24 protein-coding genes and 4 pseudogenes are annotated in these 21031 nt (G+C 58.1%); 11 read left to right on the top strand and 17 right to left on the bottom strand.

The genetic code is table 11. From position 1 onward, the window contains the following. The first annotated feature begins 538 nt into the window (after positions 1-538). Positions 539-868 (top strand): hypothetical protein, encoded by a 330-nt coding sequence (locus AC25BC_RS28275; protein WP_128439047.1) that lies wholly within the window; start codon positions 539-541, stop codon positions 866-868. 101 nt (positions 869-969) lie between these two features. Here AC25BC_RS28275 and AC25BC_RS28270 read toward each other — a convergent pair whose 3' ends face one another. The 4 genes and pseudogenes from AC25BC_RS28270 to AC25BC_RS28255 form a co-directional block, all read right to left on the bottom strand. Continuing rightward, complete coding sequence (locus tag AC25BC_RS28270) at positions 970-1095, bottom strand: hypothetical protein (protein ID WP_017996658.1); 126 nt, start codon at positions 1093-1095, stop codon at positions 970-972. A 249-nt stretch (positions 1096-1344) separates the two neighbouring features. Continuing rightward, the gene (locus AC25BC_RS28265) at positions 1345-1743 is read right to left on the bottom strand and encodes a low affinity iron permease family protein (protein ID WP_012763471.1); all 399 of its coding nucleotides are present in this window, start codon (positions 1741-1743) and stop codon (positions 1345-1347) included. 89 nt (positions 1744-1832) lie between these two features. Further along, positions 1833-2307 (bottom strand): annotated as a pseudogene (locus tag AC25BC_RS28260) (cysteine hydrolase family protein); the annotation flags it as partial. Positions 2308-2377: 70 nt separating this feature from the next. Continuing rightward, positions 2378-2863 (bottom strand): annotated as a pseudogene (locus tag AC25BC_RS28255) (SDR family NAD(P)-dependent oxidoreductase); the annotation flags it as partial. A gap of 23 nt (positions 2864-2886) precedes the next feature. Here AC25BC_RS28255 and AC25BC_RS28250 point away from each other — a divergent pair. Continuing rightward, positions 2887-3180 (top strand): hypothetical protein, encoded by a 294-nt coding sequence (locus AC25BC_RS28250; RefSeq protein ID WP_012763472.1) that lies wholly within the window; start codon positions 2887-2889, stop codon positions 3178-3180. A gap of 24 nt (positions 3181-3204) precedes the next feature. On the opposite strand, the pseudogene AC25BC_RS28245 reads toward AC25BC_RS28250, so the two are convergent. From AC25BC_RS28245 to AC25BC_RS28230, 4 genes and pseudogenes are all read right to left on the bottom strand, one after another. Then, positions 3205-3500, bottom strand: a pseudogene (locus tag AC25BC_RS28245) (transposase); the annotation flags it as partial. A 137-nt stretch (positions 3501-3637) separates the two neighbouring features. Beyond that, entirely contained in the window at positions 3638-4534 is an 897-nt protein-coding gene (locus tag AC25BC_RS28240; RefSeq protein ID WP_128439050.1) for a universal stress protein, read from the bottom strand. Positions 4535-5146: 612 nt separating this feature from the next. Further along, positions 5147-5596 (bottom strand): hypothetical protein, encoded by a 450-nt coding sequence (locus AC25BC_RS28235; protein ID WP_003553728.1) that lies wholly within the window; start codon positions 5594-5596, stop codon positions 5147-5149. Positions 5597-6029: 433 nt separating this feature from the next. Further along, a pseudogene (locus tag AC25BC_RS28230) lies at positions 6030-6804 on the bottom strand (alpha/beta fold hydrolase). On the opposite strand from AC25BC_RS28230, the gene AC25BC_RS28225 reads away from it, so the two are divergent. After that, positions 6755-7438, top strand: a complete 684-nt coding sequence (locus AC25BC_RS28225; protein WP_245459817.1) for an AraC family transcriptional regulator — start codon at positions 6755-6757, stop codon at positions 7436-7438. The pseudogene AC25BC_RS28230 and the gene AC25BC_RS28225 overlap by 50 nt on opposite strands. Before the next feature lie 387 nt (positions 7439-7825). Here the strand turns inward: AC25BC_RS28225 and AC25BC_RS28220 are convergent, their stop codons facing one another. Further along, the gene (locus tag AC25BC_RS28220; RefSeq protein WP_431675046.1) at positions 7826-8011 is read right to left on the bottom strand and encodes a hypothetical protein; all 186 of its coding nucleotides are present in this window, start codon (positions 8009-8011) and stop codon (positions 7826-7828) included. Between the two features lie 263 nt (positions 8012-8274). Between AC25BC_RS28220 and AC25BC_RS28215 the strand changes: the two genes are divergently transcribed. Then, positions 8275-8628, top strand: coding sequence for an RT0821/Lpp0805 family surface protein (locus AC25BC_RS28215; protein ID WP_128439051.1), 354 nt, complete (start codon positions 8275-8277; stop codon positions 8626-8628). 241 nt (positions 8629-8869) lie between these two features. Here AC25BC_RS28215 and AC25BC_RS28210 read toward each other — a convergent pair whose 3' ends face one another. Both AC25BC_RS28210 and AC25BC_RS28205 read right to left on the bottom strand, forming a co-directional pair. After that, positions 8870-9106, bottom strand: coding sequence for a hypothetical protein (locus AC25BC_RS28210; RefSeq protein ID WP_012763477.1), 237 nt, complete (start codon positions 9104-9106; stop codon positions 8870-8872). Positions 9107-9258: 152 nt separating this feature from the next. Then, positions 9259-9441 (bottom strand): DUF3606 domain-containing protein, encoded by a 183-nt coding sequence (locus AC25BC_RS28205; protein WP_012763478.1) that lies wholly within the window; start codon positions 9439-9441, stop codon positions 9259-9261. Positions 9442-9509: 68 nt separating this feature from the next. Here AC25BC_RS28205 and AC25BC_RS28200 point away from each other — a divergent pair, with 68 nt between their 5' ends. The 4 genes from AC25BC_RS28200 to AC25BC_RS28185 all read left to right on the top strand — a co-directional run bounded on the left by AC25BC_RS28200 (position 9510) and on the right by AC25BC_RS28185 (position 11772). Further along, positions 9510-9710 (top strand): hypothetical protein, encoded by a 201-nt coding sequence (locus AC25BC_RS28200; protein WP_128439052.1) that lies wholly within the window; start codon positions 9510-9512, stop codon positions 9708-9710. Between the two features lie 61 nt (positions 9711-9771). Beyond that, entirely contained in the window at positions 9772-10680 is a 909-nt protein-coding gene (gene ku / locus AC25BC_RS28195) for a non-homologous end joining protein Ku (protein ID WP_003553717.1), read from the top strand. 11 nt (positions 10681-10691) lie between these two features. Further along, complete coding sequence (gene ku / locus AC25BC_RS28190) at positions 10692-11504, top strand: non-homologous end joining protein Ku (protein WP_128439053.1); 813 nt, start codon at positions 10692-10694, stop codon at positions 11502-11504. A 4-nt stretch (positions 11505-11508) separates the two neighbouring features. Further along, positions 11509-11772 carry a hypothetical protein gene (locus AC25BC_RS28185; RefSeq protein ID WP_017996668.1) on the top strand — a complete coding sequence of 88 codons (264 nt, stop codon included), beginning with the start codon at positions 11509-11511 and terminating at the stop codon, positions 11770-11772. 742 nt (positions 11773-12514) lie between these two features. Here the strand turns inward: AC25BC_RS28185 and AC25BC_RS28180 are convergent. Beyond that, a complete protein-coding gene (locus AC25BC_RS28180) occupies positions 12515-13405 on the bottom strand; it encodes a LysR family transcriptional regulator (RefSeq protein ID WP_128439054.1) in 891 nt (296 codons plus the stop codon). Positions 13406-13524: 119 nt separating this feature from the next. On the opposite strand from AC25BC_RS28180, the gene AC25BC_RS28175 reads away from it, so the two are divergent. Beyond that, positions 13525-13773, top strand: a complete 249-nt coding sequence (locus AC25BC_RS28175) for a helix-turn-helix domain-containing protein (RefSeq protein ID WP_003553710.1) — start codon at positions 13525-13527, stop codon at positions 13771-13773. A gap of 235 nt (positions 13774-14008) precedes the next feature. On the opposite strand, the gene AC25BC_RS28170 is transcribed toward AC25BC_RS28175, so the two are convergent. The 4 genes from AC25BC_RS28170 to AC25BC_RS28155 all read right to left on the bottom strand — a co-directional run bounded on the left by AC25BC_RS28170 (position 14009) and on the right by AC25BC_RS28155 (position 17997). Continuing rightward, positions 14009-14344, bottom strand: a complete 336-nt coding sequence (locus tag AC25BC_RS28170; protein WP_128439055.1) for a hypothetical protein — start codon at positions 14342-14344, stop codon at positions 14009-14011. Between the two features lie 2 nt (positions 14345-14346). Beyond that, positions 14347-14658 (bottom strand): hypothetical protein, encoded by a 312-nt coding sequence (locus AC25BC_RS28165; protein ID WP_003553706.1) that lies wholly within the window; start codon positions 14656-14658, stop codon positions 14347-14349. A gap of 664 nt (positions 14659-15322) precedes the next feature. Continuing rightward, positions 15323-15634 (bottom strand): hypothetical protein, encoded by a 312-nt coding sequence (locus AC25BC_RS28160; protein ID WP_003553703.1) that lies wholly within the window; start codon positions 15632-15634, stop codon positions 15323-15325. Positions 15635-15753: 119 nt separating this feature from the next. Continuing rightward, positions 15754-17997 (bottom strand): CDC48 family AAA ATPase, encoded by a 2244-nt coding sequence (locus tag AC25BC_RS28155; protein WP_003553701.1) that lies wholly within the window; start codon positions 17995-17997, stop codon positions 15754-15756. A gap of 439 nt (positions 17998-18436) precedes the next feature. On the opposite strand from AC25BC_RS28155, the gene AC25BC_RS28150 reads away from it, so the two are divergent. Further along, complete coding sequence (locus AC25BC_RS28150) at positions 18437-18601, top strand: hypothetical protein (RefSeq protein WP_164903006.1); 165 nt, start codon at positions 18437-18439, stop codon at positions 18599-18601. Between the two features lie 162 nt (positions 18602-18763). Beyond that, the gene (locus AC25BC_RS28145) at positions 18764-19024 is read left to right on the top strand and encodes a hypothetical protein (RefSeq protein ID WP_003553697.1); all 261 of its coding nucleotides are present in this window, start codon (positions 18764-18766) and stop codon (positions 19022-19024) included. Between the two features lie 94 nt (positions 19025-19118). Here AC25BC_RS28145 and AC25BC_RS28140 read toward each other — a convergent pair whose 3' ends face one another. Beyond that, positions 19119-20999, bottom strand: coding sequence for a hypothetical protein (locus AC25BC_RS28140; RefSeq protein ID WP_128439057.1), 1881 nt, complete (start codon positions 20997-20999; stop codon positions 19119-19121). Positions 21000-21031: the final 32 nt, after the last annotated feature.

Raw genomic sequence — 21031 nt, 5'->3', positions numbered from 1 at the left:
GCGACCACAAGGACGTTCCGATCCTCTTCGTCCGGCGCCGTACGGAAACCCTCTCGTCTCTCCGACGTTCCCATGGAATGTCAACGGGAGGTTCCCATGCTATCAAGACTCTCCGTTATCGGCGCTATCGCAGGGCTGCTGTTCCTATTCGCGGGACTCGTCCATTCTGGAACATATGTAGCGGCAACCGCTATCGGCATGGCGGCGCTCCTCGCTCTGGCCTGCGTCCTCATCCGACTGAAGCAATATCGACCCGATATTCTCGGAGCCGGTCGGAAGCTGCCATGACTGAACCCGCTTCTGGCCGCGTCGGTCCCGCCTCGCCTTCCTATTTCTGCCTGGTGTCCGCCCTCACTCCTGGCGTTTGCCCTGCCGGCATCTGGACGGCCTTGAAGCGAGCATGGTGCGCTCCCAGGGTGCGGTCGGAACGAACCGCGGACGTGGAGGTTAATCGGTGCATCAGCAACCGCGTCAAGCGGGGAGAATCCGATGAACCGCCGTAACATGCTGAAGATCGCAGCCGTCGCACGTTCGCGAAGTGGGGCAGGAGACGATTGCCGACATCCTGAAGTCCATGGAGATGGGCGGCAAGGCCGAAGGTACATTGAAGCCACCGTCGAACGAGGATGTCGAGAAGATGCTCGACGCCGAAGGCGTCTCTCGAGGAGTTGAAGAACGCTTCCGGCCGGGAGTTCGACGCCGCTACCTTACCGCGCAGCTCGACGGACACAAGAAGCTGCTGACGATCCAGGAGGACTACTTGAAAGTTAGTCAGGACAGAGTGCACCTCAGCGTCACCAAGCTGGCCCGCGGTCAGATCAAGGAGCATATCGATCATCTCGACACGCTGAAGCCGAAGGCGGGCTGAATTCTTCGCGAGTTGACAATCCAACTGTCATGAGCGTCGGTGACCACGGATGTACTGGCACCACGCGCCAAGGCCGGGACCAGTTCCCGGCCTTTCGGTATCTAGCTTTCGGCGACGGCGGCAACGAGCGCCCTTTGCGACTGTGCCTGTCCGAACGGTTTGGCGAGCCTCGGCAGCGTCGATTCCTCATCGCTTGGAAGATCGCCGTAGCCTGTCGCCAGGATCACCGGAATTCCGGGGTAGCGGTCGATGATTATGCGGGCGAGATCGGACCCCGAGGGTCGCGGAGACCGATTAGTGGCGCAAATGCAGGCGCTTGTCTCCGGTTGTTTGGGCGCATCGATCCACTACATGTGTCTCCAAGCACAAAGACTTCGACGAGGTACTCGAGCTAGGTCCGTTGCCGGACGTCGTCATCACGGATCACGCGATGCCTCATACGGCGTCAATCCCAGCAATTGCGAACGCCAGGCGCGTCAGGCAGACGCGTTGTTGCGCTGCGCCTTTTCGTCCGCGACGTCCTCGACGCATTCCGCCTTTTCGGCGAGCGTCCTGCTCATCTCGCGCAAGGACTCCTCGTCGAGCCTTTCGATGCCTACAAACTTGTTTTGAGCCTGCGACGTCAGGATCAGTTCGTCCAGCTTGGCCTGTAGCGCCTTGCCGTCTCTGTTCTGCGAATTCTGAAGGACGAACACCATCAGGAAGGTAATGATCGTCGTCGAGGTGTTGATGACGAGCTGCCAGGTCTCGGAATAGCCGAAGAAAGGGCCTGAGACCGCCCAGGCAAGGACGAGCGCGGCCGCCAGCACGAAGGTGCCAGGCTTGCCGGAGAGATCTGCGATGGCAGTGGCGAATTTTGAAAAGAACTTCGACATGGTATCTCCTGTGCTCCCTGCTCAGGAAAACGTGGTCAAGCGTAAAGGAGTTCCGCACCAGGGACTTAGGTCCGGGAAAGAGGTCTCATCTAGCGGACCTGAAACAAAAAAGCAGCCGTCTCCATGATTTCTAGCTGGACGGAGAACCGCTCTCCCAGCAGTTTCTTGGATGCGTCGCGAGTCTCGTCGGCGCCGCTGCAGACGGCGTCTTTCAGCAGGATGACTTGGTAGCCCAGGTCGATGGCTCCGTAGATCGCGGCGCTTACGCAGACATCGGTTTCACCGCCGGTCACAACCAGCGTTCGGACGCGCTCGCTTTGAAGCTGGCCGTCCAGCCTTCCGTCCACCCAGGGCGAGTATGCCGATTTGTCGAAGACGCGCGCGGGCGGAACGAGACTGCGCAATTCGGGCAGGAGGTCGACAAGCTCCGAGTGCAGGTGCTCGCCCGTCATCATCCACCACTTCTCATAGTAGGCCCTCCACGTTCCGCGTGCCGCCGCCCGGTTCGGCGGCGGGCATGAACCGCGTGAAGATCGTCCTCTCCGGGTAGCCCGTGGAGAGTTCGATAACCGCGGTGACGTCCAAGTTCTAACGCAAGCTGCTCGGTCATCGCGACCTGAGCGGCCTTGGTGGCGCTGTAGGCTGTCGCACCGGGATCGGTGAACGTCCTGACACCATTGATGGACGACACAACGACGATCGCCCCGCCGCCGTTCGCCTTGAGGAGAGGAACAGTCTTGTTGAGCGCCAGGTACGTGCCGCGCAGGTTGACCCGGATAGTGGTATCCCACTCGTCAGGCGTCAGATCGTCGACAGGCGCCCAAACGCCTTTAATGCCGGCGTTGGCCACGACCGCATCCAGCCGGCCAAACCGCGTAGCGATATCCTCGGCTGCGCGGCCCATGTCAGCTTCGGACGAGAGGTCGCCACCTATGCAAAGCACGCGTTCACGGTCCACGAGAGTTGTCGCTATCGACTTCAAGGCTTCGAGGTCTTGGTCGAACAGAGCGAGGTCATGTCCGCGCGACGCGAGGAGCCGTGCAGTTGCCAGCCCTATACCTGAACCCGCGCCAGTTATGATGAAGTGGACGGGAACCCGCTCGGCATCTGTGCATTTCAACGTTTTCGAACAGGAGACATAGAATGCAGATCTTAGACACTCGCGTAGGCAATGTTCACGAAGGCACGATCACCGTTGAATTCACCGGGGAAGGTAATGAAGCAGTCTCCGTTCGCATGGCCACCGACGGCAGCGTCGACGGCGACGGTGCCGTGCGTCGGGCGAAGGCCTTGATGGTTCAGATCGCGACGTTCGGCGACGACGATGCTTCTGAGACCGATGAACCGCCCGCCATGACCGGACCTGAGGATGACGTCCTTGTCACTTCTCCCTCGGCGGCCAGCGACGCACCGGTGATGAACATGCCGCGGAACTGATTCATTGAGCTGTCCTGTCGCTTTCGCAACAGCTTTCCGCTTGGCCGCGGGCGTCACCACTTCTTTCCCAAAAGGTCTTTCAAGGCAGCATTGTCGAGCATCGCATCCGCCAGAAGCCGCTTCAGCTTCGTGTTCTCGTCCTCAAGCGTCTTCAGCCGCTTGGCCTCGGACACCTCCATGCCGCCCTACTTGGCCTTCCATTTATAGATGCTGGCATCGCTGACGCCATGCTTGCGGCAAAGCTCCGAGACCGGCGTGCCTGCCTCGTGCTCCTTCAATATGCCGATGATCTGTTCGTCTGTGAAACGATTGCGCTTCATCCTCTGGTCCTCTCAAGGGCCAGAGCTTACTTCAAAATGGATTATTTCAACGGGGCAAGGTCACGTCTCCAGGATGAACTCAGCAAACTCATCGCTATTCAGCTCAGCCCAACGTCGGCATTCCAGAGCGGAGCCCACTAAAAACTGGGAGGAACCACCAGCACATCACTCTCGATCTCATTCACAATTCGAGATGACACGCTGCCCAGGAGGAAATTCATCACGTCTGTGCGGCCATGGGTCCCAACAATGACAAGGTCGAGGTCCCCCTGGTCTACCACTGGGCGCAGGACGTCCACCACGTCACCATCTCTCACAGTGATATCGAACCTGTTCGGCGCGGCCGCGCCAGCGGCCTCGACGGCGAACCGCGCGCACTCATCGATCGCGAACTGTTCAACTTGGCGTAGGTAAGCCGCCTTATCCTCCGCCCACATCCGGTAAGGCGGATCGATTACGTGAAAAAGTCCATGCCGGCCATTGGGGAACCAATTCAGGGCAACCTGCAAAGCGGTGCTAGAGGACGCCGTTAGGTCGGTGGCCACCAACATTCGTGACCTTGTGTCGAGGAGCTTCTTCTTCACCACGAGCACCGGAACAATTGATGACCGCGCCAGAGCCATGACGGTGCTGCCCATCGGCAGTACGCCCAGTATCATGCTTCTTGCCAGGCCGGTGACGATCAGATCAGCCCGCTCTCTCGTCGCCAGTGCCTGAACCACTGTTGCCGGTCTTCCGCTTTTGACGAGAACGGACGAACGAAGACCCTCGATCCCCGCCAGATCCTCGCGCAGGCGCTTGGCTTTTCGGCGCGCAGCGATCTGATGAGCATGGCGGATCGAGGCGTTGGCAGCTATGCCGGCATCGTCGATTGCGTGAACAGCTGTGAGACTGGCACTCCATTCGATGGCAAGCTGCACCGCGCGATCCTGCGCGCGATCACATCGCGCCGTGAAGTCGGTGGCGAAAACAATATGACTTGGTATCTGGTTGACGACTGCATCGCCCGACACATCCAGTGAAGGATTGAACATGTTTCTATTCCCATGATCTGAGACGCGTCGGTCGCTTGATGCGGTCCGGCACGTCGGCGGCAGGCTTTGCCGACCGCATGGCTACGTTCTTCGCGACCGCAGATCGCTGAATGTTCCAGCACAGTTGCGGTTTCGCAAACTCGTCGCGTACAAAAGCAGGAGCTATATAGATTGAACCCAAGACGCGGGAGCGACAGAACCCGGTCCGGGTCTAGTGCTCCGCGATAGAGCAGATCCGGATGCAAGAGCAGGAGTATATCTCTCGGGTCTTCATAACTCCATCTTCGCCCGCGAGCATCAACGAGTCAAGTCGAGGGGACTGGGACGCATAAGCGAAACGGCGGGAACCCCGGTGATCCCCATGACGGCGGCGATGCTGCGCGACCAGAAGATGACGCTACCCGACGTCGGCAGCGAAGGCTTGTTTCCGACCCCATCCCCCGCGACGCTTGCGGCGAGAGCTACACTGTCGTGCAGGTGCCCGGTACAGATCCATCGTCGGCTCGAATTAACTCGTATAATTTTATTGGAAATCCTACCGCAACCATAACTTGTCCCATCTTCTTGTGGTGTATGTTTTGTTCCCTGCCGTCGCGAGATCTCGGCTCGGCGTCAATCCTGGTTTGGTAACGGCTTCCCCTCGTAGCGCACGCGAAAATTCCTTCTGTGAAAATCCTGCTCGAAGCAGACGAAGATGAGCTCCAGGTCATTGGCGCTGTCGCGCTTCCCAAGGAGGCTTAGCGTGACAACGATAACGCCGCTGTATCCGCGCGTTAGGCGGAAAGCCGCGTTGCGGATGTCAGTCCCTACCGGATCCTTCCGGTCTTCGCGGCGCTCATAGATGACCCAGAAGCGGGCAGCATCCCAAGTCTGCCGTAGGATTTGACTGACCTCTGCCTTGAACTCTTCGGCATGCATTGCCGGACCCCAAGACAATGCCGTCTCGCCCGCATCGCTCGCGACATTGAGGTAACCGTCATATTGGTAAACGCCTGACAGTGACCGCTCGATCATCTCGAATGCGGTGTTTTCGCTGATTGTTGTTTTGAAGAGAATTGCCATGAAATCGCTGCCTGCCACTGCCGATATGTCGATGAGATGGCGAGATTACTGGGTGTCGCTTGGGTCAGCAACGAAGACTTGGTCATCACGATAATCGTAACGAACGGCTGACGCGTAGAGATCGTTGTAAGGCCGTGCTCATTAACGTTCGCGCCATCTCAAAGCGACCGTCTTCTTCAGACCTTCCAACATCGTGAACAACCACCGAGCGCCGCAGTTCCCCCAGTCATGCCAGATGCCCGCCAGCAGCCTGCTCGCAGAGGCCTGCTTGGCTGGCTGTTTGGCAAGTGATACGCATGGCTCAGACCACCAAACGCTGCCATTGGGTGCCGCAAAGCGTTCGCCGACCTGTGCCTCGGCGGTCTCCCCGTTGGCCTTGCCGGCAGCGATTAGGCTCGGAATGTCGGCTCGCGCGGCGTCAGGGGATTCAATGTCATGATTGCCCGGCAGCTTCCAGAATGAGCTCGGTGATCTCATTCGGATGTGAAATGAGCGACAGATGGCTGGATTCGAGTTCGATGGCTTTAGCGCCCATGCGTCTGGCGATGAAACGCTGCAGGTCTGGATTAATCGTTCCATCTTGTGTCGAAACGGCGTAGTGGCTTGGCTTGGAACGCCAAGCAGCGTTTGAGGTTTTGCCGGTGAGCAACGCCTTTTGGAATGGTTGTTGAACGGCATAGAGAACCCTCGCCCCTGGCCTCGGGAAGTTCGCCCCCGAAATCGCGCAGGAACGCTTCCTCCGTCAGCCGTCCTTCGTCGCCGTCGAAAACAATGCCCGCGGTTGCGGGTGGTGTCGGGTAGGTTTTTGCCAAAGCTGCATAGTCCTCACCTGCATCCGGTGCTCGGGCAGCGACATAAACCAGTGAAGAGACGTTCGGATGTACGCCTGCTTCGGTGAGGATCATTCCCGAAAAGGAGTGGCCGACAAAGACGGTCGGACCGTCCTGCCGGTCGAGAATGCGCCGGGCGGCCGCCACGGCATCGGGCAGCGTAGTGAGCGGGTTCTGGACCGCCGTGCAGTTTAGGCCCCTCGCTTGCAGCAGGGCGATAATCTCGGTCCAGCACGATCCGTCGGCGAAAAGTCCATGTACGAGAACGACATTGCGCGCCTTTGGAGGCGTGGTGGCGGCCAGGCCGGCATGTGTCGCAACAAGTGACGTGGCAGCACCGACGAGCAAAGCTTTCGAAAATGTGCGTCTGTTCATCATCCACCGGCCGGCGCTCTGCATCGTGGTGCAGGGCGCGAAATGGACGACGTTCGGCGAACGAAGGCTCCATTATCGCACCAGCCAGGCCATGGTCGTCAGCGTCGAGATGCCGGGTGCAAGCCAGGTGGTGCACAGCGCACCGGATGCGCCCTATCTCAGCGCCGTCATCGAACTCGACCAGGCGATCCTACGCGAAGTTTATGAAAGCATGGAGGCACCGCCCACTCCGGCCTCCGACGAGCATGCCGCCGCCTTCGTTATGGAACTCAACGAGGCGATCCTCGGCTGCGCCGCGCGCGCCGTCAGCCTGCTTGGCGAGCCGCAGGCAATCCCGCTGCTCTATCCCGGCGTCAAGCGCGAACTCTGCTACCGCCTGCTGGCCGGGCCACATGGCGGTGTCTTCGCCCGCATGGTCGTCGGCGCGGAGCGAAACCGGCGTCTGAAGTACCTCCAGACCGGAGGAATCGCTCATGCGAGCGAGCGTGCGAAAATTAGCTGCATCCACGATAAAGTCGGTCATCTCTACGCCTCGGATGAAATAATAATTTTATGTATTCCTGCATATAGGCGCGACAAATACACAGGATTTCTTCCCTTGTACGCATCGTTTATGAAATTTCGCAGATTTATGTAATCATCAGGCACAATTATGCTAGCTGCTCTTTCTTCGTCACTTAAGCTGTAATCTTTCGGCGCCTTAGAAAGCTGCAGGGCTGCGATTCTGTAATTTTCAATCAATTTTGGTGCGTTTTGTTTTATGTATGAAAACGCTTCATTGATTTCATTTGGTGTGGGAAGTACAATCTTGGAGTTGCGCATATTTCCGCTCAAATTCGAAGAAGCAATTATATTGTTGCAGATACTTCGCGATCAGATCACAGCCATATGATTTCAGCACGACATCCTAAGCTAGGCATCAGGACTGAATGCTACTCCGCTCGCCATTAGGCGCAACAGCCACACTATATCGACATGCCTGTCTAACGCCAAAAGGATCGGAGATACTGACGCCCTACGGGCGTCAGTTCAAAGTATTCGCGTGTTGCTCGCCGTGGGCCGACGCTTGGGGGATTTTGGAGAGTTTCGCAAGAACCTCAGGATCAACGAGGTGCGCGACCATCGGGTGGATCTTGATGTTGTCTTGCTTCGCAACCTGGTGGAAATTCGTTAGCACCATCGTTGCCAGTTCGCGCGTTGGCGCGATCACGTCGAGCAGCCAAACGGTGTCACCACTCTTCCAGTCTTCCGGCTTCAGCCGGACCGGGAACCCACCCGCTTTATTGCGGTGATCGTAACGAACGGCTGAAAACGCGTAGAGATCATTGTCCGGCCGTTCTCATTGAAGGTCTCTTGACCCCTTTGGAGAACACGTTCGAGCCGTCTCAAAGCGACCGCGTCTTCTTCAAACCTCGCAACATTGTGAACCATTAGTAACTTGAAACACGACAAGCAAACCTCATTATCCGACCGATGAATCTGAAGCACTCCATCTCGACAATCAGTATCGTGGCTTTGGCGGCATGCTCGCATATCGAGCCGCTTGAGACGCCCATCGCCCAGTCAGCAATCCCGCACCAGTCGCCTTTGACCGATCAAGCGGTGATCGCAGATACGGTGGGTCACAGTGCCGTAGGAGCAACTGCGCTTGCTTGGGCCAACCCATCGACGGGCAGCGCGGGTGTTATCGAGCAGATCGATGCCAGTAACGATGGGCCTGACGGATGTCGCGGTTTTGTGACCAGTCGGCAATCTCTCGACGGCATCACCCGCTTCAACGGCGTGGCCTGTCCGTCTGGGGACAGTTGGAAGCTGGGCGGGCAATAGGGGAGCGCTCGACGTCCGGTCTCGCGTTAACGGCATCTTCGCCGTGCTCTCTTCGGACAGCGATCAGACGCACCCATGTCGATCGCAACGGTCGGCCCCAGACCCGCGGCAGCGACGCGGCCCATGCAACGGCGCGACAGCGCGAGCACCGAAAAGCTAAGACACCAAGAGTCGCAGCAAGGACTCGTTGAACGGCTAGCAGGTCGTATTCGTCGAGTCCGGTCCGATCTGATCTGGCCTGTCAATGGACTGAGTTCGAAGATGGCGCGTTTACGCGCGTGGCGGCCAGCCCGACGTAAGTGCCGATCAGAACGGTCGCCATCTCCTCTAGCGAGCGACAGCCCTCGTTGTAGAGTTCGATGGCGGCATCACACAAAAACGAGGAGGCTTGATCGTCCCACTCCACCTCGTAGTACCGATACCATTCACGGACCGCCTTCGACATCAGCAGGTGGTCGTTCTCTATGCACTTGGACATGCTTTACCCCAGACATGGAGGCGGCAGGCTTGCGTGGCTATGACTGCTTCTCGTTACGAGACACCGGCGTCGCCATTATCCCGGATTAGGAAAGCCAGGAACACCCACGGGACCTGCCTCCTCCGTGGACGAAGCAACTTCGTTCGGGTCGCCTAACGGCGGTCAATTTCGGCCTCGACCTTCCTCCTTGAGTTTCCAGCGCTCTTCACGGCCTTCTTGACGGCATCTTTCGAGACGCCCTCCTTCTTTGCTTCGTACTTGACCTCGTGATCCTGGCCGCCGGCCACGCGGGCTCGATCCTGCGCGCGGCCTCGGGATGTCGGTGTCTGTGCCATCGGGTTTCTCCTTCAAATGAACGCCCGAAGTAGAAACTCATAACGATTCCGGTGGTTCCCGGGAGATAGTGGATGATGCCGCGCTTGAAGCGGCCGCGGAATTCCCTAAGCTCCCCGGCATGGCGCTGGAGGAATCAGGTTGCTGTGGCTCTCGAACTAAACAATCTCCACCGCTTTCCACTACTGCCGGGCGCAATTCGACCAGCGGAGACGGCGGAATCAATTTGGAAGAGAATTTCCGTAAGGTATTGAAAAATGATTCGTTTTGAGTCGGAACGAATCACCCTGACACGTCTTTGAGTCGCGTATCAGTGATTCGGAGAACTCGTCATGCCCTCAGGACAGCGTGCGCAGTGGAAAGGCTTTCTGAAGTTCGGCGAGGTAAGCTGCGGCGTCGCTCTCTATACGGCTGCCTCGACCAGCGAGCGCATCACCTTCAACACCATCAACAAGGCCACGGGCAACCGCGTCAACCGCATCTTCATAGACAGCGAGACCGAGGATCCGGTGCCGAAGGAAGCCCAGACCAAGGGCTTCGAGATCGAGAACGGCCAGTACCTCATCATCGATCCCGAGGAAATTTCCGCCGCGATCCCCGAGAGCAACAAGACGCTCGAGGTCGAGGCGTTCATCCCGTGCTCCGACGTCGACGACGTCTACTTCGACAAGCCGTACTACCTCACGCCCGACAAGATGGGCGGAGACGCGTTCGCGGCTCTCCGCGATGCGATGAAGAAGTCGATGGTCGCGGCCATCGCCCGCGCCGTCCTATTCCGTCGGATGCGTACGGTGCTGATACGACCGCACGGCAAGGGCCTGATCGCTAGCACGCTCAACTACGACTACGAGGTTCGTTCCTCCGAGAAGGCTTTCGAGGAGATGCCCAAGCTCAAGATCGAGGGCGAGATGCTCGATCTCGCAAAGCACATCATCAGCACCAAGAAGGGCGAGTTCGATCCGGCGACCTTCGACGACCGCTACGAAGCCGCCCTCGCCGATCTGGTGAAGGCGAAACTGGAAGGCAAGTCGCTTCCGAAGCCGAAGAAGGTGCAGGTCTCGAAGCCAAACGATCTTCTGGCCGCGCTCCGCGAGAGTGCTGGGATGATGAAAGCCGCTGACGATAAACCGAAACGCACTGCGGCCAATGCCAATCAAGGCACTGGCAGGCAGCGCGCCGCGCGCGGAGTGGCTTCGAAAGCCGCCTCTTCCGGGGCCGCTCCGCGGCGCAAGGCCAGCTAGGGGGATAGGTCATGGCGCCGAAATATTACTGGAAAGGCTATCTCAAACTTTCCCTCGTCACCTGCCCCGTGGCCATGACCCCGGCCACCAGCGAAAGCGAGAAGGTTCGCTTCCATACACTCAACAAGGAGACGGGCAACCGCGTCGTCTCCCGCTACATCGATTCCGTCACGGGCAAGCCTGTCAAGGACGAGAACGAAGCCAAGGGCTACGCTCGCGGGGAGAACGACTACGTTATCCTCACCGAGGACGATCTGGAGGCCGTTGCGCTCGACACGGTGAAGACGATCGACATCGACAAGTTCGTCCCGGCCGACAGCATCGAGTGGATCTATCTCGAGAAGCCGCATTACCTGATGCCGGACGACGCCGTCGGCAACGAGGCATTCGCGGTGATCAGGGATGCCATGAAGGCCGACAAGGTTTTCGGCGTGTCGAAGCTCGTGATGGGCCGCCGAGAGCGGGCGGTCGTCCTGGAACCTCGCGGCGAAGGCATCGTCCTCTGGACGCTGCGTTTCGGCGACGAGGTTCGACCGGAAGAGAACTATTTCGAAGACATCGACGAGCAGGCCGATCCGGATCTCATTCCCCTTGTGCAGCAGCTTATCAAGCAGAAGACCGCGCGTTGGTCTCCGGACATGGTGAGTGATCCAATCCAGGAAAGCCTGCTCAAGCTCATCGCTGAGAAGAAGAAGGCGCTGAAGCCGAAAAAGGCGGCGAAGGGGAAGGCGGGCGAATCCGCTCCGAAGTCGAATGTGGTCAGCATCATGGACGCGCTCCGCAAGAGCGTCGAGGCAGATCTCAAAGGTAGAAAGTCAGGGTAGTCAGATGCACTTGCTGGAAACGAAGATTGTTCACGAGACAACAGGATGGCGGGTAGACTTTCTCGGCGACGACGGCGATTTGGTGTCGATCAAGGTCGCGGACGGTCATGCTGCAAGCGAAGACGAGGCCATCGAGCGTGCGAAAGAGGTCATGGTGCAGTTGACGGCATATGGCACGCGTGGCGGCGGCCGGAGCATCAACCCGTACGATGCCGCCAGCAATGGAAATTTTGACGAGGACGAGCCGTTGCTGGATACGTGGCACTGATCCGCCCGAGGAAACTCCAGCCTCTCAAACAAAAAAGGGCCGTGGCGAAACCGAACCGACCCTCCTCATCATCGCCTTCTTACCAGTGCCAGTACATCCGTGGTCAAAAGCATTTCAGCGATGCGGCCTTGCGAGCAAAGAATTTCAGTGCTCATGGATCCTGAACAAGAAACCAACCTGACCCCGCGGCGTGGTCAGCCTTGGGAAGCGGGCCAGTCGTCCGAAGGTTCGTCGATCTCGTCGGCGGGATCGTCAGTGGGACCCGGGTCGCGGTCGTACACAGCTCTCAGAGAGTCGAGTTCCCGGCGAGTTCTGGTCCCACGCCCTCACGAAAGAACGTCCCGACTACCGTTACGCCCCCACGTCCCGAACGGAACGTGGTGCTAATGTCACAGCACGCACACGCTCGAAAACTCACCTTTCCAGTCACTATCGCAAACCCAGCTCCCCACCCTCCGGCGTGATGTCTTGCATCTTCGTAACCATTTCCCTCGAACGACGGGGGCGCGCTATGATAAGTCGATTGGTTTCGGCCGCCTTGCTGTTCCGCTGCGATTGAAGGCTTTCACTGCGCGCGAACGGTAGCAAGATCGAGGAATCGATCTATCTCGCAGCAGATGACGTAGGGGCATGATCAGCGAGGCAACGGCGCCAGAACCGCCTGACGTCCCATCATCCGCCTGACCCCCTGCCCCCGGGCAAGCCGTTCCGCTTGGACCCACCATCTGTGGGCTCCCTCGCCTCACCTGCCCGGCCGCGCCAACGACCTCGCGATATCGACGATGTCGTCGCGCGAGGCGGTTGGATCCTCTTTATTCCAGGCGACGCCAAGCCCGATCCGGAAGTCGATGCCCTTCACCGCCTTCAGCTCGAAGGCCCGGTTCGGCAGGCCCTCGGTCCATTCCGGCGCAAAGCCGATGCCAAGGCCGGCAGAAACCAGCGACACCAGTGAATAGGTGTCGTCGCAGCTATAGGCGATGTTGCGGGTCAGATCATATTCCTCGAACTTCTCGTTGAAGTACCGCTCGGTGTAGGAGAGGTTCTTGCGATTGAAGGCGATGATCTTCTCCGAGCGCAGATCGTCGATACCAATCTCCGCCCGCTCCGCCAGTGGGTTGCTCCTCGCCACCGCCAGCAGGTACCGCTCATGGGCGATCGAGGAGAAGCGCAACGAGCCGATGTTTTCAACCGGTCTGATGAAGCCGAGATTGATCTGGCCGTTTTCCAGGCCGCGGATGATGTCGCCGGTATTGCCGCTTGATATATGAATGCGGATATCCGGGTACTTGCGGGCGATCTTTCCAAGGAACGCCGGCAGCACGCCGGTGGTCGCCGGATAGACGGTGCCGATCCTGATCTGCCGGATCGTCTTGCCGGCCACCGCCCTGGTGATCTCGGCACTCAGATCGACCTCGCTCAGGATCCCGACGCAACGCTCGTGGAAGATCTCCCCTGCCCTGGTCAGTTCCACCCGTCTGGTCGAGCGGATGAACAGCGCACAGCCAAGTTCTCGCTCCAACGCCTGCACGTGATTGCTGAGTGCCGGCTGGGCGATGCGCACCTTGGCAGCCGCCCGGCCGAAGTGCAGTTCCTCGGCCACCGCGACGAAGTAGGAGAGCTGGCGTAGTTCCATGAATACGCTCCGCCGCACGTCGCGTTTGTTGCAACGATGCTTCGTAAAAGGTAAGTTGCGCCAGAATAGCAGTCTGAAGTTTTGTTTTCAATACCCAACTTTCTAAAAACGAAAGTTTTATGCTGAAGCACTCGCAATGTCGCGCTGCAAGAGCGCTTTTGGATTGGACCCAAGGGGACCTGGCTGAGCGAACATCGATAAGCGCGGTTTCGATACGCGCCTTTGAAAAAGGTGGAGATATGCGTGAAAGCAATCTTCGCCTTCTGACGCTCACCTTCGAAGCCGCAGGAATCATCTTTCAGGCTGATGGCGAAGTCACCGGAGGAGGAATCGGGGTGCGGCTTCGTTCTTCTATTGATGACGCTTGATTGAGCCGAGTAAACCTCGTTTATTCGCAACTTAGCTTCCGGAAATCCTTGGTCCAATTTCAAAGGTCATAGGTTCGAATCCTGTCGGGTGCGCCATTTGTTCCATCATAAGTCTCTGTTTTACCTGCGTTAATCAGCGCCAGGCGGATGGCCGCTCCCTCGCCTCTTCCCCCAATGTGTATAGGAAGTCTTTAGACGTTAGCGGACCACCACTAGAGACATCTTGGAACTGGCTTTATCCATCCTCGGAGAAGTTGCTGTCCACTTCATCCCCGTTCAGCTCGGTGTCGCCGCCGTCCTCGTCGTTCTCGTCTTCGATTTCCAGGTCAGCCTGCTCCGAACCCACCAGCATATACCAATGCGTTTGCGTGACATGCTCAGGGGCGCCGAGGCTGGGTTCGTTGTCGTTGTCAGGTTCCAGGTTCTCGTCGCCGTCCATGAAGTCGAGAATGCCGATCAGATCCTCAATACAGGCTTCAATATTCGCACGATGGTTGACTCTGGCGACGATGCCGAGTTTTTCGGCTTCGCTCATTGAGCCAAGTATATGCACCAACCGCGAGATGCGCATGGTCACACCTCCTGACGAGGTGAAACGGCCGGCCGTTCGTCGCCCACGACGAGAACGAACTGAACCTTGTGGTCGATCACATGACGCCATGACAGCCCGGGGTGCAGCTTGGCCATTGCCTCGGTGAGGGCTTTTGCGTGAAAGCTGGCAAGTTGGGCCGGAGTTGCCTCCGCGAAGAAAGCATCCCTGTCGAAAGCCTTCATTTTAGCAGGAGTTGCGGCCGCCGGGATGATGGCGGTCACGGCTCCAAGAAGCGTTCGCCTGCTCAGTTTCGGCAACCCTTCGGCGGCTGCCAGAATCGTTTCGTTCGGCATTATCGTTTCCTCTGCTCAGGTAATTTCTATTGCATATTAACTACCGACCAGGCGCGCTTAAGCACCTCGCGCCAGTTATGGACGAGCATGGAGAGTTCTCCGATTTTGGATGTGAGAATGCCGCTCGGAGGCGGCTTGGCTTTTTAGCGCGGCAGCGCATCAAATGATGTCAGGGAGGTGGGGTAGCCAAGAACTCGACATCTTCGCCCTTCGCCATATTTCCTTAACACCATCAAGGAGGGAAATATGTTTCGAGCACTAGCCGTTTCTCTATCTGTCAGTGCCACAGCTATCCTGTGCCAGCCGGTTTTTGCAGCTGACATGATCGAGGGTTATCGCCCACCACCGGCTACGCGCCACGTCGTTTACCACCCTAAAAAGGTGTATGTCAGGAAGACCTTTCACGAGTGCGGTCAGCTATTGGTGGAGTACCGCCCGCCGTACCGTCCTCACACGGAGATTGTTACCATCTGCCATCCACGCAAGTATGTCCCTACCCGATACTGACGGCCTGGAAGGCCTACTTCATCGTTTTTTTTGTGAGGAGTTAAAATTGCTGAAGGACGAAACACGTATGACAGTTCTCCTCGCCGTCGGCATCGGGGGCGCTTTTTTGATAGCCATTCGATACGGTATACACGCCGGCTATTTGACCCCCTGACGGTTAGAGAGAAGCCGCGGCCGCAAAAAACTGATCGATCTGCTGCGACGCGAAGCCCATGGCCGCGAAGCCGGCCGCCAACATTGGGCTGTCCTTGACGAAGGTGCCGCTGTATTCGAAGGCGTCCTGGGTCTCGCCATCCTGCTGCGCCACCCATGCCTTGACCTGGTCGAGGAGGCCGGAGCGCCGAAGCATCAGGCGGAATTGTCGCGCCGATACCGACGACACGATGGGCGGGGCATTCCGAAACGCGGCAACTGCCGGATCGTCAGACAGAAATTCCTCCGCCCTGCCCTCCTGCAGTTGTTCGAACACGCTATCGATTGCGCCGTCGTCCGATCGAGGCGACGAAGCTTCCCAAACCTTTGACTACAAACGGTCGCCAGTTCAGGCGGCAACAGCAACGCGAATGCCGGCTTGTTGTCGTCTGCGTGCTATTTTCCTGAAATCTTCAACGGTGTAAATCCGATCTGCATTCGCTGGGGGTTTTCCTGTCTCAGAGTCCGAAGCATTTCCTCGTATTCGCGCTCGACCTCGGGTGTTACGGACGGCCGAACTTCTTCGAGTGCTTTAGCGAAGTTCGCACTTGTCACGATCTCGGCGTCCAGGGACTGACGAAGCGCGATCAGGCCGGCCCTACGTGTCAAGTCTTCCAGATCAGCGCCAGTAAAGCGTTCAGTCTTCGCCGCAAGGTCATCCAGGTCCACGTCAGCGGCGAGAGGCATCTTCTTGGTGTGAATTCCAAGGATTTTCAATCTCGCCTTGGTATCAGGCACGGGCACATACACAAGCTCATCGAACCGGCCTGGCCGCAGCAGGGCTGGATCCAATAGGTTGGGACGGTTGGTGGCGGCCATGACCACGACCCCCTGCATGTCTTCCAAGCCGTCCATTTCCGCCAATAGCGTATTCACCACACGCTCTGTGACCGCAGGCTCTCCGAGGCCACCTCCTCTTGCAGGGGCTAGGGAATCGATCTCGTCAATGAAAATTACCGTCGGAGCGACCTGACGTGCTCGTTCGAAGAGGCGCGACACCTGCTGCTCGGACTCGCCGTACCACTTTGACAGCAAATCCGAGGATTTGGTCGCGACAAAATTTGCCTCGGCCTCGCGGGCAACCGCCTTTGCGAGCAGCGTCTTGCCCGTGCCCGGAGGACCAAACAGCAGAAAGCCCTTGGCGGGTCGAATACCCATCCGTTTGAATGACTGTGGGGCGCGGAGGGGAAGCTCCACCCCTTCCCGCAACTTCATTTGTGCGTCATCTAGACCGCCGACATCCTCCCAGCGCACATTGGGTGCCTGGATCATGATCTCGCGCAACGCAGACGGCTGAATTCGCTTCATTGCAGACATGAAGTCGTCGTGCGAGACGATAAGCTTTTCAAGGATCTCAGGCGGGATGCCTTCCTTGAGGTTTATATCGGGCAAGACCCGCCGTAGGGCATCCATTGCGGCCTCTCGCACGAGAGCACCGAGATCTGCGCCGACGAAACCATATGTCGTCCGTGCTATTTCATCAAGATCCGCATCTTCGGTGAGCGGCATGCCGCGTGTGTGGATTGCGAGGACTTCCCTCCTGCCATTTTGGTCCGGCACACCGATGACGATTTCCCGGTCGAAGCGACCCGGCCTGCGTAGAGCCTCGTCAATGGCGTCGCGCCGGTTCGTTGCACCAATGACAACGATATTCTGACGCGGTTCCAGGCCGTCCATCAACGTCAGCAATTGCGCAACGATCCGTCGCTCGACCTCTCCTGTGACCTGTTCCCTCTTCGGAGCAATTGAGTCGATTTCGTCGATAAAGATGATTGATGGTGCGTTTTGTGATGCTTCCTGAAAGACCTGCCGAAGACGTTCTTCGGATTCCCCGTATTTGCTCCCCATAATCTCAGGGCCGGCGATGTGAAAGAAATTCGCCTCAGTTTCATTGGCGACCGCGCGAGCGAGCAGCGTCTTTCCGGTGCCGGGCGGCCCGTAAAGCAGGACACCCTTCGGCGGATCGATGCCGAGGCGTTGAAAGAGCTCGGGGTGGCGCAATGGAAGCTCCACCATCTCGCGGACTTGCTCAACCGAGGAGCCTAGCCCGCCAATATCGTCGTATGTTACATCCGCCCGCCGCGCCTCCTTGGGCTCCTCGTACTGTGGTCGCAGTTCCACAACGGTCTGCTCGTTGACTTGCACAACGCCGCGGGGATGTGTCGAGACAACCACCAGCCGGATTTCCTGGAGGCCATAGGCTTGAAGCATTCGGGGGTCTCGGCTCCTCTGCTGGACCGAGGTCGAGACCACATCCCCCGCGACCATCGGCTGACGCAAAAAGACGCGCTGCAGAGCATCGCCCGATCCTTGAAGCACAAGGTTCTTCTGAGCTGGTGCCAGTACAATCCTGGCGGCTGGTCGGGCCTCAGCTTTTCGAACTTCAATGTGGTCTCCACTCGTGGCACCAGCGTTCACCCGCTGGAGACCGTCGAGACGGATGATGTTCAGTCCCTCGTCTTCGGGGTATGGTCGCACGGCCACAGCAGCCGTGTGACGCTTGCCAACCAACTCGATTAATTCCCCTTCGCTCACTCCGATTTTGTTCATCGCTGCCGCTGAGAGCCTGGCTATCCCCGTTCCCGCATCTTGGGGCCGAGTATTTGCAACTTGTAGCGTGAGATCGTCGGAAACAGACATTTGGGGTCCAATCAGCGTTTGATATCCAAGCCAAACCTAGTGCACGGAAAAGAAAGGCAAGCCTTTAAGCCACGGTCGTCAGGAACGGACACAACGAGAAGACCTTCCGATGAAAATCAGCTGTTTGTGAAGGGAGAGGAACTACTTCTTGCCCGAAACGGCTCATGAATAAGGTTGCCACAGCGGCTTTAGAAGATTGGTGCATGCACCTGTCACGATGGAACGGGAATGTTGATCATCGCCCCTGAAGATTACCAGGGCCGACCACGCGAAGCATCTTCGGACCTGCCAGGTCAGCTCGAACCCGTTCACGCAGGAGTTCGTCTGGGTCTCCGACTTCGCGAATGGTGGTGCTTGGGTCGTATCATCCCAGCCCGAAGATCCATGCGGTGTCGTCCAACTCTCTCGTATCGAGAAGGACCGGTCCGATACCTCGGGCATGTTATGGCGGTACATCGCTCGGAAAGCGGCGACCAATCCATCCGGTACCGTGTTGCCTGGAATGATCTGCTCGGCAATCGACCAGGGGGAAAATGTCTACGACTGGATGAAGACGCGGTCGGATCACATGCAGTGCGAATTCGTCGAGTTCAGCCCGATCTGAATTGGCCTGTCAATGCACTGAGCTCGAAGAAGGCGCGTTTACGCGCGTGGCGGCAAGCCCGACGTAAGTGCCGATCAGAACGGTCGCCATCTCCTCTACCGAGCGCCAGTCCTCGTTGTAGAGCTCGATGGCCGCATCGCAAGAACAAGAAGGCTGGATGACATGCATCTGGCGGATACGAGGATCGAGCACGAAGCTGGCGGTTGGAAGATCGATTTCATCGGAGATGACGGCGACGCCGTCTCTGACAAGGTCGCCGACGAGCACGCAGTCAGCGCTGATGAAGCCCTTGAAAGAGCGAAGGCCGTGATGGTGCAGTTGACCGCATACGGAACCGGAGGTGGGGGCCGTAGCTTCAACTCATGCGACGCCGTCAGCAACGGCAATTTCGACGACGAACCGCTTCTGGACACCCGGCATTAGCTGGCGAAGGCTTCTCCCCCTCCAATCCGACGCAAAACGGAAATCTTGTCGCGTTGCTCTAGCGGCACGTGATGCCCCACTCAACTTAATGCGATTATTCGCCACAGCCGGAATCGTAAAAGGCTAGATAGTCCCGTTTGCCGGAAACGACTCCAGAGTTCTCGAAACAAAAGCGTTTCGGCAAGATGCGAAAAAGGTAGCGTTTCCCACAAACATCCGGGATGGCAATCGAGTAGCGGCGCGTTTCACTCGTTGCTGGAGCATCGGTCCATCTGCGGTGCCCCTCAAACGACACGTTGCGTATCAACAGGAAATTTTCTGCTGTGCGACTGACAACTACGCCAGGGCCTAAAGCAATGGCGGATTTGGATTCGTTCACGCCCGGGTAGTCGCTGATCTCGGGCGAAACTCTCGAAGACGGTATGTCTTCCAACTTCAGCGCCACGTCGAACCGTACATCGTCCCTTTCGGGGACCGCTCCGTATCCGTTCAAATATCTCCAAGTCAGCCTAATTGCGCTATGATCGTTGCCGTTCACCGTCGGCTGGGAAGCGACAGAGAAGTCGAAGGGTACGAACGTGTCGATGCTCTCGCCTGGTATCGGGCAGCTTGTGAACAGGGGGCGGAAGCCGCAGATATCGCCGCCGCTTCCCCATGCGCATGCACTGAGCTGTTCCCATTCCGAAGCACTTAGTTGCCCCGACCCCTCTGAGAGTCTTCCGCCGTGATTTGGTAACATCCACGGCATGATCCCTCCCTCACCGAACTCGGATGCCCATTTTGTCCGGTGATCTCGGACCATTTGAAGAGCCGCCTTTTCCTGTGCGATCGCTACGGTCTGCCCTATTGTCGGGTCTCTGACCTTGGGGGACATCCCTATTGCATCCGCGGCGAAACGCCTTCCGGACTCCAGCGTGGTCAGACTATGACAGGCAAAGCACGGGTGACCCTTTATCGCGAAGGCATTCGCGTTTCGCATCGCTCCCCTATGGGCGACGGCATAGTCCGAACCGATCACGCGAAACGGCGCGTCAACGTTGGCTACTCTGCCCGGGAAAAAACTTCCGAGACTGAACGCGGTGGTCCGCGCATCATGCCTGTCGCCCGAGAACCCCACTCGTGCCTGTTGCATATGCGGGTCGATGATCGCGGGTTTCTTGTTATCATGGCAGGATACGCAGTTAACCTCAAACGTCTTGTCGTAAAGCTCTTTTGCCTCCCGCCTTCCCATTTCGTCCTGATACGATTGTCCGCCGGGCGGCGGAAAGCGCTCTGACCAATCGAAGACGCCGCGGTCCTTGCGCCCGTCGATAAAGGCTATCTCGCCTGTTATCTCGTTGTAGCCGATCGCGCTGTAGCGCGAGAAACGCGGATCGGTCTGCGTCCAGTAGGGTTGCGCATGGACTTCGAGATCGTCGGAGGACTTCCTGCAAAGGAACAGCCATTCTACACGGTTCCGTTTTACTCTGGCGATGCGGGAGTTCAGCCCACAGAATGTCACGCCGCCAGCGAGGGAGGGTTTGTCGCACTTGGCCACAGCGCTTGTCCATTTAACTATCTGGCCACCCGCTTCCCGGTGGGCGAACTCAAGCGGGGATCCGGGCTTGGCGACATTTGGTTCCACTCCGACCGAGCTTCCGTCGACCTCGAGGCCGAGTGATCTCGATTGCGGTCCCGCGCAGGCACCGTCGGGTATGGGTCCGAACACGGATCTCGCCTCATCTCCGAACCTGGTCACGGGATCGCTGCCGCCCGTCGCCGGGGCCCAAGAATAGTCACCATTCCACTTGAGCACGAGGTCATCGAAGAGCGCCGCGTCGCCGGGCAACGTCAATCTCGCCGACAATGATCCCGAGGTGACGGCGAAGACGTTTGTTTGCGACGTATACGCATCCTGGAACCCCAGTCTTACTGAGCCGAATTGGACCGCCAGTCCGATCAACGGAATTGCGAACAGTCGCCCCAAGTGCGTCATGGACGCGGCCTTTTCGAATTAGGTATCAAGGT

It is taken from the genome of Rhizobium sp. WSM409 (genome assembly GCF_057653825.1).
The sequence above is the reverse complement of the archived record's forward strand: the minus strand, read 5'-3'. Positions and strand labels throughout refer to the sequence as shown.